Below are 13,346 nucleotides of genomic sequence, written 5' to 3'. Positions count from 1 at the left end.
CTACTTGATACGACTTGGTTTCTTCTCGATCGCAGATAGTAAGAGAAGTTGGCTCGGCAACTAATCTCCCCTTATATTCTGTATAGTGATTAAAATTGGCAGGTTAGCCGGTTGCTCGAAAGACCCAATTAACCCACTGCATTCTCAACACCCTTGTGCAATGTCAATCAAAGAGCCCGTGCAATTAACGTGCGATGGCGGGGACTGTTGAACCTTACTGTCGGTGGAGTGAAGCCGGCCGACGCGATCGCGCCTTCTAAATCCAACGAGAAATACTCGTCCAGGTACGGTTCGGTGCTTTTAAGCAGTGTCAACACGTAGGGCGGCATGGTTTTATATGCCTCCGACTGTGGGTTCATATCCATGAAAGTTAGATATCCACCCGGTTTTAACAACCGTCGTGCCTCTTTGAGGACGGCTAGGGCGGCTTGCTGGGGCAATTCGTGAAAGACCAAGCAAATCGATACTAAATCCCACTTGCCAGCCGGCAGCCCCGTTGTTTCTGCTGCTGAATGTCGCCATTGAATGCTCGACCGACGCTCTTGCCCGCGCCGGTGGGCCACGGACAGAAAGTACGGTGACAGATCGACCCCCGTGATTTCGGCTTCGGGATAGATTTCTTCTAGCTCAAACGTGCTCAACCCGACGCTACAGCCCAAATCTACGATGCGCTGCGGTGCGATTTCAACGCGATCGCGAAACGCCTTCGTGTAGCCGCGGCGCAACTTGAAGTCGCCGCGATCGCCCGTTTCTTCGCAGAGGATGGCATGAACGGCCATTGCTGCCGATTCTGCTTCCCAAGCAGCTTGCCAGTTCAAGTTCCCCTCAGCATAGGCATGAAACGGACGGCAGTAGTACTCCGGATACTCGAGGTTGGGGTTGGCGATCGCGTCGTAATCTGCCTGCAAGTTTTGCTGCTGGAGTTGGCGTACGTTCTCGCGCCAGGGAATGCCATTGGCTTCCGCTCGCTTGACGATCTTTTGCCGTGCCTGGCGTTTTGCAACCGCCGCCAGCGGCTTGACCGCTAGCAGCCCATTAATCGCCGTCACTGCCAAGCGAGAAGACATTCCTGCAGAAGAACCGTTCGATGCCATTGCCATCTCCAACGCAATTTCACGAGACTAGCGCATTGCTGCCGGACTCTCGGCCAGACTTAACGATATTCAACCTTTTCAGCCGGGCTGCGAGTGCTGTTCGTCCGCTCGCAGGGTAGATCGAGGACGGCCGCATTGAGAGCTTCCCTATTAGAGCTTTCAGGATTGAACTCCCTAACTAACGAAAAACAGGCGATGCACACTTAAGAGATGACTGACCTTGGAGTTGGCACTGTCCGGTAATCCAAATAATGCCTCAGGAGCCTAACCGATTGCGTCAGCATCTCTTCAGATTTGGAATAGCAAAGAGTCTTGCGCTTCAGTCTGACTAGGTAATGCCCCAGCCTTGTATTCTCTCCCTCCACTCGGGTCATATGCGTTTTACTCATCAGGTGCTCTGTCGCATCAATAAACTTTGGTTACACCGGGTAGCCATCGCTCACCCACCAGAAACCAGCCCACCCTTGCACGCGCTCCAGAGCATCTCAAAGGACTGGCTGCTGCGGTCGCCAACCATGCAGGTAAGGATGCCAGGCCGTTTATGGTCAACCACCGTCCATATCCATTTTTTTCTTTGCCCCGTGAAGGTTTGTAGTTCATCGACCTCCCAAGTCTCAGGAGCCTGATTCTCGTCAATGGGGAGCTGGGGGAGCTCCTGTGCACTCAAACGAACTCAATGGATGACGGTGTTTTGGCTGACCCTAGGGCAACGTTCTATGCTCCGGAACCCCTGCCCCTCGAAGTATCACCGCAAGCATTCTTCCCGAACCTCCGGTGGGTAACCACGTTGAGAGTAGGACTCGACAAATTTAGGGCCGTAGTCCTAGCAATGGTAGTTTTGCTTGCCACATCGGTGGCAGTTCTTACGAATTTGCTGGGATCGGCATTTAGGGCATCTCATCCTTACTATTGTGCAATGCCCAAATCCGCTGCTTGCATGAGAGTCTTCTTCAGCATGGTTTTGTACCGGCACGCTCCAAGGCAGAAGACCTGCAAGGGGTCGTTCGCACCTTTGGAAACGCTCTCAGGACAAACTATCAAACGGAAAGCCCTTGTCCTGGTCGAACTGGCCTTGTTTTGCAGAGCGAGTCCAAGCTGCCCGTAGCAACCAATGCCAAATCAATTGCGAACAGTGTTGAGGCATGACGCTCGTGGGCACCAGAGCTTTTGTCCTGGCATGGTCCGGAGAACCACATGACAGCGCTCAAACACCCGCGCGTTCAGCACTTGTCCAAGTGGATCGAGAGCAACTTTCGGGGCGTAGTGGGCATATCGGAATAAGGCGAGGGCCCGGATTCCTCCGCTCTTACAGCCCGATCGCCCTATTTTTTGTAGTCCAATTCATCTGGAAGTAATGGCACTGCCACCCGTGCCCGATCGCGGCGAAGGCACCGAAGTACCCATTCCCAACCGTCAACTCACCGATCGTCCACTCTTGCTCGCCCGGGCAGCGCGATGGATGGTCCAAATCGACCTCGACCTGTGCTAGCCCTTCAGAAATCCCCACACCGGTCGCCTTCAAACGAGCTTCTTTCAGCGTCCACATGCGCAAAAAGGCTCGCTGACCCTCTTCAGGTGGCAGTAGCGCGATCGCCTCGGCTTCGCGGGGACTGAAAAACTGACGTGCTAACTCAGCGGCAGCTAGCGGTCGAGAACACTCCAGGTCGATGCCTAAGGCACGGCAGTCTGGCGGAGCGACAGCACAAAGAGCTAAGTCCCCTGAATGAGAGAGATTGAACTGTACGGTCGGGGTTGACGAGCGCAAAGCAGGTTTACCGTATTTGCCATATTGAAACTGCAATTCTGCAGGGTCGCGCTCTAGGTAGCGTCCGAGCAGCACTCGCAGACGCCCGCGACCGACCGCGAACCGACGTTGCAACGTTTCCCCGTGTAACCGATTTAAACGCCGCTGCTCGTCAAGTGACAGCAGGGAGCAGTATCCTGCAATGTCCGCATCTGTGAGAGGCAAGCACCAAATGTGGATTTGTTGAGGGGGTAGCGTCAAGTGCGAGGGGGGCAATTGCCAAACCCCGTTGCCGAGAACAGAGGCAGCTGCCAGTAAACCAGACTCTGATGCAACCGTTTCCATGACAAGGTAAAAAGAACAAGACGGGTAGAGAGCGTATCGGGACTATTGGCGATCGCTAGTGCCACCAGTGCGCAGAACCTTCGACAAGCTGGCAGTTTGGAGACGCTTTCGAAAGGACGAACGATGCAGGTGTGACGCCTCTCTAAGGGTGTTGGACGACTGCCTAGCCTTGAGAAACTCCTGGGTGTTCTCGCTGCGGGCAAGTTGAGTCCGACTCCCCCGCTGGCATCATCCCGCGGGAGCAGCGTTTAGCAGATTACAGTCCATCACGGTCACGGCATTGCACGTCCAAGAGGAGATTTCGGTTAAATGTGATGAACTTTACCCCAGGTTAGAGCGTAATTGCTCGGCTAGTAAAGCTCGAGTTGGACGTTGAGCCGACTGGAGCAAGAAATCCGCACCTGGATTGGCAATTAGATTGGTCTGCACGAAGAACATTTGGTCGCTTAGGAGATGGGTTTAGGATGCTGAGAAGTTGGGTTGTCTTTACCAAATGGGGGCAACCTGTCATAAGCGATCGCATCGTCGCAAATACCTGTAGCAGTATACTGTGCTGCGCAGGGCAGGCGCACCTGCAGCCAGCGAGTGTTCCAACAGTTTCCAGACAGTTTAGAGAACGTTTCGAGCGAGCTATGAGAAGAGGCAGCAAACAATACGTGCGGCTCGTCGGAGCGATCGCGTTGGGTGGGTTGACAGCACTGGCGGCTGGAGTAGCAGCACAACCAGAAGCCGCCCCAGCAACTGGCAGTATTGCCGTGGGAAATTACAACTGGGTGCAGGCAGCCGTATTAGGACTCGTGCAAGGACTGACGGAGTTCTTGCCGATCAGCAGCACGGCACACATGAACGTTGTGCCGATCGCGTTGGGTTGGGGCAAACCGGGCGTGACCTATGAGGCAATCGTGCAGCTCGGCAGCGTTGCAGCCGTGTTGTGGTACTTCTGGGGAGACTTGGTCCGACTCGGGCGCGGTACGTGGCATGGCATTCGATCGCGAGACTGGCAGGTCCCGGAGCTGCGGTTGACGGCCGGAATCTTGATGGGAACGGTGCCAATCGTGATTTGCGGGTTGCTCTTGAAAGCGCTGGTGCCGGATTTAGACAACACGCCGCTCCGAGGGCTGACGGCGATCGCGATCGCGTCGGTGGTGATGGGTTTGTTACTCGGCGTTGCAGAATGGTTGGGCACTCGCCAGCGCGATTACGACCAACTCGACGCGCGGGACGGCATCTTAATGGGACTGGCACAGTGCTTGGCACTGATACCGGGCGTGTCGCGTTCGGGCTCCACCATCACAGCCGGATTGTTCTTGGGCTTGGAGCGGGCAACGGCAGCGCGATTCTCTTTTCTGATGGGGATTCCGGCGATCGCGCTGGCGGGCTTGGTCGAACTGCTGGACTTAATCGAGAGCGGCTTTGCCAATGCTGAAGCACTGCCGTTGCTGGTCGCTGTGGTGACGGCAGTTGCGTCGTCCTATGTCGCGATCGCGGGGTTGATTCGGTTTCTGCAGCAACAGGACGCGTGGGTGTTCGTGTGGTATCGGTTGCTGTTTGGCGCATTCGTGTTTTGGGGTATTTTCTCGGGGTGGTTGACGCAATAAACCCCAATTCACGATCGCGGAACCGCATGTTCGGCACGCGAAAAACGCGTTCCCAAGCCGCGCTTTGAAGTAAAGCTTCCAGTTTATCGCTCGAGCAACTCTTCTGCCTCTTTTAGTTGATGCCCCCAGACTCGTTCCCAAAGTGTTGCTATCAGAATCGCAGCGGTGACAATACTTAACCCACCGGCAATCAAAAACTCGTTGATGATGGGGCTAATGCCCAGCGCGACGATCGTTTCAAAAACCGCCAAGTAAGCAAAGTAAAGGAAAATGCCGAGCTCCACCCAGGAGCCGATTGTCGTAAACTTTGCCAAGCCTTCGGGATTGTCGAATTTATTTTCTTGCCAGTGTCTGCGCAGAGCGATCGCGGGCCATGCGCTAAGCATCACCAAGCCAAACACCACGAACCCTACGAGAGGGAAACTACCCAAAACTTGGATCTGACTCCACTGGGCGGTAGCGGCGGTCTTACCAGGACCCGTGACCAAGGCATCGATAGAAACGGCCCAGACAGCGGCCCAAAATTTTGAGTGCCGCGATAGAAATTGGTAAAGGAAGTCCGAATCGTCCTCAAGCTCGGTGCCATCATCGTCGAAGCCGGCGACCTCTCGAATCATCTCGGCAATAAACCAGATCATCACGAGGAATCCAATACCATAAATCACTGCTTTCAGTGAGGGGAACGAGCTGGCAGCATACCACAGTCCGATCAACCCGATTGTGGGAAACACTGTATGGGTCAGCCCGATCGCCGCTGCCCAAGTCAGGGCATCCTTGACGCGCTCGAAGCGACGAAATCTTCCAACAGTAGCAATCATTGCATCTGCAGCAATACCGATTCCGATCGCGCCATTGATGAGGAGATACTGTGGATTTACGGCAGCGTAAAACCCAGACGAGTCGAACACGTTCAAAACATCCTAACTTTTCTGGTATAGCGTAACAAAGAACTGCACGGACGGGCTGAGCGTCGATCTGCAACTCCGAGTTTTGGCACCATCGGGAAAAGGGATAAGATTGGAATGGCACCCATACGTTTCAGAACGCATGTCCGTTCCATGCCACCGCTGCCAAGGCAACCAGACCGTCCGTGCCGGCACCACTCCACGCCAGTCCGGTCGTCCTTCCCAACGCTACTGGGGCCGCGATTGCGATCGCCGCTTCAACGACCGCACCGGCTCCTCCATGGCGCGCTGGCGCACGCCCAGCGCATGGGTCGAACGCAGCCTGAAGATGCGAACCGAAAACTTGAGCGTTCGCGCCAGCACGCGCGTCGAGTCCGTCTCGCCTGCCAGCATCATCCTCTGGGGGCAGCGATAGGCAGACGACAGTTCGGCTTGGTCGCCGCTGGTTCCCGAACCAGCCGAGATCGCGGTTGAGGGCGGTGAAGCTTACACACCAAGGTAGGTGCATTCGCGCGGCTAGCCCAGTCCGGGGTGGGCGTTAAGCTGACTGGAGCGCGAGAGCCGCTACTGGATTGGCAGTTGGATGTGTCGGCGCGAAGCACGGTGGTTCGCTCGGGCGGGGTGAGTTTTGGGACTGGGCGTCTCTGGCGATCTGCGTGCGACTGTGCACCGATGGGGAGCGCTGCTACAGCCAGAGTCTCTGGGCGATCGCCCTTGAATGCCAGACGCGAGCTCGGCATCCGCAAGTCGTGTATCGGCAGGTATGGCTCTGGGGCTGGAAGTGGCCGGCAAGGTGAAGGGGTCCGAGAGGCGACCGCGAGGACTAGACGCAAAGCCAAGCATCCGGACTCTGTTTTCAGTGGCGCAGAGGCAGTTCATTGGCATCATCTAATAGCTACCATGCCAGACGGAGGTGATGATGCAGCGCCTACCGTCGGCAGCAGAATCTGAATGTGAAGAAGCTAGTAGCCGGGCAGCGACAGAGTGTGACGGGGTTGCGGTTTGCGCTCAACTGCGAGGGAGCGCACCGTTGCTGGAGAAGGGAGTGAAGCTAGCGATGAAGATGGGCTCAGCCAAGCGACCGATGACACTCGCCGAGGTGCTGATGATGTCAAACGGCGTTGCATTCATCTTCCCCTAGGCCATCGGTGCTGCCTCCTCTGGAGACCTTTAGGTCTTAAGCTGCCCTGATTAGTTTTCACAGTTTTCCCGAGCAGCTATTGGTCAAGTTGGGAGGAGGGTTGGGGCTGGCTGCCCGTTCTCCTGCAGTAGGTAGTTCAACTCACCCTGGAGTGTCCGTTCCACTAGCCGTGAGGTAAATTGCTTCAGCAGACTTCACTCCCCGAAAATCTACTCGGAACCAGAGTAGTTCTACAGCCGTTCGTCGAGCAGTTGGCCGGCTTTTGTCGTTTCTTTGCTGCGTCGGAGCATAATGCGCCTCTCGAAGTACCGTCTACTACCTCGCCGATAACAGATCGCAAACAGGTTGCATAAAAGGATTTACATTACTCGCGATATTTTGCAATTTTAATAAAAAGATAAGCTTTGAAACAATTCTTAGCTTGCATCAAGGCATATTCTGCTTGTCTCGACACAAGAACTGCTATAGACTTCAGGTGAACTGAAGGAAGAAAAAACTTCCTACAGTTCATCCGGAGGCACTTTTGCTTCCCGCGAACGTACCCGTTGGAACTAGGAAGCCAGATGAGTACGATCGCGGTATAGATGCGTGCAATTAAGGAAATCGCCAACGGCCTTTGATTGGTTTATCTAAGGCTGATTAGTGACCCCTATCACCGTATCATAGCTCGACCTTGATGTTGGGGCAAGCTGTTGATATCAGGGGCCTACAAACACTGTGGGTTCCCGATAAGGACTGTTTTGTCGGTCGATCGACTAGCAAAAGTCCTCCCTTTGTTGAAACCGAATCCGCTTGCGATCGTGGATGGCATTTCATTTCATTTGTGTTGAAGTGTCGTTTCCTTGCACGCGCACTCGGGTACGGGCGTGTAATTCAACCTACATAGGAGAAGGTGGCGTGACCTTTATTTCTGGTACGTGTGGCGACGATTTCTTGTTCGACAATCCGTTTGATGTAGACTTTATCGTCGCTCGGGGGGGTGACGACACAATCTTTTTGAGCAATGATGGCTTTGACGACACGGTATTGGCTCAGTCTGGCGATGACACAATACTAATCGGCGATCGCACCGGCAACAATACAATCGATGGTGGTTCCGGTGTCGACACCGTTGATTATTCCGCATTAGGTGAATCCATCACGCTGAATGCCCTAGGAAAAATCACCAAGGCAAGTGGCGGTGTCGACCGCATACAGTCGGTTGAAGTCATTATCGGCGCGATCGGCGCCGGGATCGTTAACACCATCGATGGCTCCCCTGTTGAAGGCTTCAATAACACTGGCTCCTTCAACGTTAACCTCGCCAATAATTCCTTGATTATCAGTGGCAGCCCAGGTGGTCCTCTGAGCTTCACCGTCCAGAACTTCACCAATGTCGTTGGTACCCAGAACGACGACACGATTACCGGTGACGAGCAGAGCAACACCTTCTTCGGCAGCCTCGGCAACGACACCTTCAATGGCGGCTCACTAGGCGGGACGACCCTACCCGACAACGCAATCGACACCGTCGACTACAGCGACCTGGGCTTGACCATCTCCCTAGAAAACCTGGGTCTCATCAACAAAATCGACGCCGAAGGCAACGTTATTGGCACCGACCAAATTGTTGGCCTCGGCTTCGGTCAATTAACCCCCAGCATCGAGCGCATTGTCGGCGGTCAGGATCTCAACAACATCATCGACGGCTCCGAGGTTGGCGGTTTTGGCAACACCGGCTCTTTCAAGATCGACCTGGGTGCAAACTCCTTAGTCATTAAGAATGTCGTCCCAGGTATTGACCAGGCGTTTGAAGTTGTCAACTTCGTTGACGTTCGCGGCACCAAAAACGACGACATCATCATTGGCAGCAGCAAGGACAACACCTTTTTTGGCAGTAAGGGTTCTGACAGCTTCAGCGGCGGCGGCGGCTTTAATACCATCGACTACACCGGTGCTAACGTTGGCGGCGTTACTCTAAACAGCCTCGGCACGATTACCAAAGGCATTGGCGGTGTGGACAGGTTTGATTTTGATAGCCCTCCTACCAGCTTGGTTGTCAGCATCGATCGCCTTGTTGGCGATGCGACCGAAACCAACACCATCAATGGCGCGACGACTGCCGGCTTCGACAACACTGTCTCTTTCGATATCGATTTAGGCGCAAACTCCTTAATCCTAAACGACGTCCTCGGAACAGACCTGGTGTTTGAAGTTGTCAACTTCGACAATGTCATCGGCACTCAAAACGACGACACCATCGTCGGCAACGACCGAGACAACGTCTTCTTCGGCAGCGATGGCAACGATACCTACAACGGCTCTGCGGGTGCTGACGTCCTCGACTACAGCACTGCCGGTCTCGGACTGCTGACCATCCAAAACGGAGGAAGCATCCTCAAGAACTTCGGCGACTTCGGTACCGACCAAATCTTTGGCGAGAATGGCGACCTCTTCGATCCCAGTGTTGAATCCATCATCGGGACCAACGGTCAGTTCAATATCATCGACGGTACTCCGATTCCAGGCGTCGGTCTAAACACGGGTTCCTTCAATATCGACCTGAGGGTGGGCAATGTTACCATCGATAACCTGCCGGGCGGTAACTCTTTGCAATTCAATACCCAGAACTTTGTGGATGTCGTCGGTACTCAAAACGACGACGTTATTAGGGGTGACAACGGGACCAACATCCTCATTGGAGGTGCTGGGGATGACGCTCTCTTCGGTGAAGGGTCTAGCTCCTCTGCTTTGGATTTCCTTACTGGTGTTGAGGGCACGCTCGAGAGCGATCCGGTGACGGGCAACTTTAACATCGACTTCGGTCCCGCCGGCAGTAACCCCGGCCAAGGTGAGATTGACTTGCTAACCGGGGGTTCCGGCCCCGACCGATTCATCCTTGGCGACGCCACCAGCGGTCCCTTCTACGTTGGGGGTGGCAATAACGACTTTGCCTTTATCTCCGACTTCGAGCCAGGTGTAGACAGGATGGTCTTCGACCCGAACACACCTGTTATCACGGTTGCTGGGACGTTAGGCGATTTTGAGTCCTTCTGGGATCTCAACTTCAACGGTATCCTCGATAGCGCCGACGATCTGTTCGCCGTTACGGATCTCGCCGACTCAGCAGGGTCCTCCTTTACGAATGCCCATAGCCTCTTCGCTAACGCCAGCGCCGACGACGTTGCCGGCAGCCGCACGTTCATTTCCTAACCTCTAGGGGCTCGAAGGGAAGCAAATATTGCTGCTTCTCGATCGCAAGGGGTCTAGGGTCTCACGACCTTAGACCCTTGAATCTATTGGAGCTTGCATGTTGCTAGACATCAGAGACCACAAGCTGGCTGACCGAAACATCTCCTGAAACCCTTGGAACCTCGGGAGGAACTTGCCAGGTTTGTGAGGCACATATTAATCAATCAGAATAGTGGCTCAACTCACTAGGAGTAAACGTTCAGCCAGTTGTGAGGGGAATGCTCCAGAAGTCCATCCCTCGAGAATATATTCGAGACAAAAGTAATCCTCAAGCAGTGCGTGGAGCAGTTGTTCGTCTTTGGTCGATTCTTTCTTGCGTCGGTATGTGGCGCAGTCCTCGAAGTACTCTAAACTAACTCGTCGATAACCGTATTGCACAGAATAATTTACATCGCCAAGGGAAAAATAATAAGATAAACCTCGAAAGAAATCTTGACTTGTTTCGATATAAAAACTACTATAGACTTCAGTTGAACCGAAGAAAGCTTGAAGCTTCTACGGTTCAACTGGAGGCACTTTTGCTTGCCGTGCACGTACGGGTTGGAACTAGGAAACCAGACGAGTACGAGCGCGGTATCTGAGCGTGCGACTAAGGAAAAACTGACCGCCTTTGATTGCATTATCTAGGGCTGGCTTGTTAATCCTGGTCCTACAACATAGCTCGACCTTGATGCTATGTCAAGCGTTGATGTCGGGAGCTGCAAACTCTTTGGGCTCCCGATGCAGACTGCTTTTCTGTAGATCGCCTAGCAAAAGTCTTCCCTTTGTTGAAACCGAATCCGCATGTGGTCGAGGTTGTCATTTCATTTGTGGTGAAGTGTCGCAACCTTGCACCGCACGGGCTCGGATGCTGACGCGCAATTCAATCACAGTAGGGGATTTTGACGTGGCTTTTATTCTTGGTACTTCTCTCGACGATCTCTTGTTCGACAATCCGTTTGAGGTCGACTTCATCATCGCTCGTGAAGGGAACGACACGATCTTTCTGTCCAATGATGGGTTCGACGACACGGTATTGGCTCAAGCTGGCAATGACACCATCCTTGTCGGCGATCGCACCGGAAGCAATACGATCGATGGTGGTTCCGGTATCGACACTGTGGATTACGCTGCTAGCGGTGAATCCATCACGCTGAACGCCCTCGGAGCGATCGCCAAGGCAAGTGGCGGTGTCGACCGCATTGAGTCGGTTGAAGTCATTATTGGCGCGATCGGCGCCGGGATCGTCAACACCATTGATGGCTCCCCTGTTGAAGGCTTCAACAACACGGGCTCCTTCGACGTCAACCTCGCCAGCAACTCGTTGATTATCAATGGCATTCCCAGTGGACCTCTGAGCTTCACCGTCCAGAACTTCACCAATGTCGTTGGTACCCAGAACGACGACACGATTACCGGTGACGACCAGAACAACACTTTCTTCGGCAGCCTTGGCAACGACACCTACAATGGCGGATCCATTAGCGGGACGAGCTTGCCCGACCCGGCAATTGACACCCTCGATTACAGCGACTTGGACCTAATCATCTCCCTAGGGAACCTGGGTCTAATCAATAAAACCGACGCCGAAGGCAACGTTGTTGGCACCGACCAACTTGTAGGTCTCGGCCTCGATGGATTATCCCCCAGTATCGAGCGCATCGTCGGCGCTCAGAATCTCGACAACATCATCGACGGTTCTCCAGTCGCTGGTTTTAGCAACACCGGCTCGTTCGATATCGACTTGGGTGCAAACTCCCTAGTGATTAACGATGTCGTCGTCGGCACGAACCTGGCGTTTGAAGTTATCAACTTCGTTGACGTTCGCGGCACCGAAAACAACGACACCATCCTCGGCAGCAGCCAGGACAACACCTTTTTTGGCAGTGAGGGTTCTGACAGCTTCAGCGGCGGCAGCGGCACTGATACCGTCGACTACAGCGGCGCTAACGTTGGCGGTGTTACTCTAAACAACCTCGGCACGATTAGCAAAGGCATTGGCGGCGTCGACACCTTGGATGGCGGTGCTAGCGGCTTGTCTCCCAGCATCGAGCGCATTGTTGGCGATGCGAGCGAAACCAACACCATCAATGGCAGCCCGATTGCCGGCTTCGATAATACCGGCTCGTTCGATATCGACTTGGGTGCAAACTCCCTAGTGATTAACGATGTCGTCGTCGGCACGAACTTAGCATTTGAAGTGGTCAACTTCAACAATGTCATCGGCACTCAAAACGATGACACCATCGTCGGCAACGACCAAGACAACGTCTTTTTCGGCAGCGATGGCAACGATACCTACGACGGCTCTGCTGGGGCTGACGTCCTCGACTACAGCACTGCCGGTCTCGGCCTGCTGACCATCCAAAACGGGGGAAGCATCCTTAAGAACTTCGGCGACTTCGGTACCGACCAACTTTTGGGCGAGAATGGCGACCCCTTCAATCCCAGCGTTGAAAGCATCATCGGGACCACCGGTCAGTTCAACATCATCGACGGCACCCCGATCGCTAGCCCGGTTATCCCTGGCGGCGGGCTAAACACGGGTTCCTTCAAGATCGACCTGACGGTGGGCGACGTCACCATCGAAAACCTACCGGGCGGCAACTCCTTGCAATTCAACACCCAGAACTTTGTAGATGTCGTCGGCACTCAGAACGACGACGTTATCAAGGGTGATGACGGGACAAACATCCTCATTGGTGGCGCCGGGGATGACGTTCTTTTTGGTGAAGGGTCTAGCTCAGCGGGCTTGGATTTCCTAACTGGTGTTGCGGGAACGCTTCAGAGCGATCCCCTGACCAGCACCTTTACGATCGACTTTGGTCCCTCAGGCAGTAATCCCGGCCAAGGCGAGATAGACTTGCTAACTGGTGGCTTTGGTCCCGACGAGTTCATCCTCGGTGACGCTGCGAGCGGCCCCTTCTACGTTGGGGGTGGCAACAGTGACTTTGCCTTTATCTCCGATTTCGAGCAGGGAGTAGACTTATTAGGCTTCGACCCTAACACACCTTTTCTCATAATTCCTGGGACGTTGGGGGATTTTGAGGCCTTCTGGGATCTTAACTCTAACGGTATCGTCGATAGCGCTGACGATCTGTTCGCTGTTTTGGATCTCGCCAACACGTCAGGGGCTTCCCTAACCACTGGCATTAGCACGAATGGCACTAGCCTCTTGGCCAACGCCAACATATGGGAGGACTCCATAAGCAACAATGCCGGCAGCCGCTCTCTCATTGCCTAACATCTAGGGGCACGAGGGGACGCCAATATTGCGGCTTCTCGATCGCAAGGGGGTCTAGGGTCGCT

Annotated in this window: 9 protein-coding genes and 1 pseudogene; 5 read left to right on the top strand and 5 right to left on the bottom strand. The window is 54.2% G+C overall.

Annotated elements, in window-relative coordinates; genetic code table 11:
* Positions 1–167: 167 nt before the first annotated feature.
* From KR51_RS00545 to KR51_RS00535, 3 genes and pseudogenes are all read right to left on the bottom strand, one after another.
* Positions 168–1,067, bottom strand: coding sequence for a class I SAM-dependent methyltransferase (locus KR51_RS00545; RefSeq protein WP_232214479.1), 900 nt, complete (start codon positions 1,065–1,067; stop codon positions 168–170).
* Positions 1,068–1,297: 230 nt separating this feature from the next.
* Positions 1,298–1,995 (bottom strand): annotated as a pseudogene (locus KR51_RS00540) (IS1 family transposase).
* 405 nt (positions 1,996–2,400) lie between these two features.
* Positions 2,401–3,183, bottom strand: coding sequence for a 4'-phosphopantetheinyl transferase family protein (locus KR51_RS00535; protein WP_022603786.1), 783 nt, complete (start codon positions 3,181–3,183; stop codon positions 2,401–2,403).
* Positions 3,184–3,815: 632 nt separating this feature from the next.
* Here KR51_RS00535 and KR51_RS00530 point away from each other — a divergent pair.
* The gene (locus KR51_RS00530; RefSeq protein WP_040654563.1) at positions 3,816–4,781 is read left to right on the top strand and encodes an undecaprenyl-diphosphate phosphatase; all 966 of its coding nucleotides are present in this window, start codon (positions 3,816–3,818) and stop codon (positions 4,779–4,781) included.
* Positions 4,782–4,864: 83 nt separating this feature from the next.
* Here the strand turns inward: KR51_RS00530 and KR51_RS00525 are convergent, their stop codons facing one another.
* Positions 4,865–5,689: a manganese efflux pump gene (locus KR51_RS00525; RefSeq protein WP_022603780.1), complete on the bottom strand. Its 825-nt coding sequence runs from the start codon at positions 5,687–5,689 to the stop codon at positions 4,865–4,867.
* A 139-nt stretch (positions 5,690–5,828) separates the two neighbouring features.
* On the opposite strand from KR51_RS00525, the gene KR51_RS18980 reads away from it, so the two are divergent.
* Both KR51_RS18980 and KR51_RS18975 read left to right on the top strand, forming a co-directional pair.
* On the top strand, positions 5,829–6,101 hold the full coding sequence (locus KR51_RS18980; protein ID WP_022603778.1) for a hypothetical protein: 273 nt from the start codon (positions 5,829–5,831) through the stop codon (positions 6,099–6,101).
* Between the two features lie 157 nt (positions 6,102–6,258).
* Positions 6,259–6,483, top strand: coding sequence for a hypothetical protein (locus KR51_RS18975; protein WP_156914891.1), 225 nt, complete (start codon positions 6,259–6,261; stop codon positions 6,481–6,483).
* 211 nt (positions 6,484–6,694) lie between these two features.
* Here KR51_RS18975 and KR51_RS20840 read toward each other — a convergent pair whose 3' ends face one another.
* On the bottom strand, positions 6,695–6,817 hold the full coding sequence (locus KR51_RS20840; protein WP_269634852.1) for a hypothetical protein: 123 nt from the start codon (positions 6,815–6,817) through the stop codon (positions 6,695–6,697).
* 907 nt (positions 6,818–7,724) lie between these two features.
* Here KR51_RS20840 and KR51_RS00515 point away from each other — a divergent pair.
* On the top strand, positions 7,725–10,019 hold the full coding sequence (locus tag KR51_RS00515; protein WP_022603774.1) for a beta strand repeat-containing protein: 2,295 nt from the start codon (positions 7,725–7,727) through the stop codon (positions 10,017–10,019).
* Between the two features lie 925 nt (positions 10,020–10,944).
* Positions 10,945–13,281, top strand: coding sequence for a beta strand repeat-containing protein (locus KR51_RS00505; RefSeq protein WP_198016641.1), 2,337 nt, complete (start codon positions 10,945–10,947; stop codon positions 13,279–13,281).
* The last annotated feature ends 65 nt before the right edge of the window (positions 13,282–13,346 follow it).

This window comes from Rubidibacter lacunae KORDI 51-2 (assembly GCF_000473895.1).
GTDB classification, from domain to species: domain Bacteria; phylum Cyanobacteriota; class Cyanobacteriia; order Cyanobacteriales; family Rubidibacteraceae; genus Rubidibacter; species Rubidibacter lacunae.
The sequence above is the reverse complement of the archived record's forward strand: the minus strand, read 5'-3'. Positions and strand labels throughout refer to the sequence as shown.

Excerpts from the sequence above, each read along its gene's own strand:
- KR51_RS00545 (WP_232214479.1), bottom strand. The coding sequence starts at position 1,067 with ATGTCTTCTCGCTTGGCAGTGACGGCGATTAATGGGCTGCTAGCGGTC.
- KR51_RS00535 (WP_022603786.1), bottom strand. The coding sequence starts at position 3,183 with ATGGAAACGGTTGCATCAGAGTCTGGTTTACTGGCAGCTGCCTCTGTT.
- KR51_RS00530 (WP_040654563.1), top strand. The coding sequence starts at position 3,816 with ATGAGAAGAGGCAGCAAACAATACGTGCGGCTCGTCGGAGCGATCGCG.
- KR51_RS18980 (WP_022603778.1), top strand. The coding sequence starts at position 5,829 with ATGTCCGTTCCATGCCACCGCTGCCAAGGCAACCAGACCGTCCGTGCC.
- KR51_RS20840 (WP_269634852.1), bottom strand. The coding sequence starts at position 6,817 with ATGAATGCAACGCCGTTTGACATCATCAGCACCTCGGCGAGTGTCATC.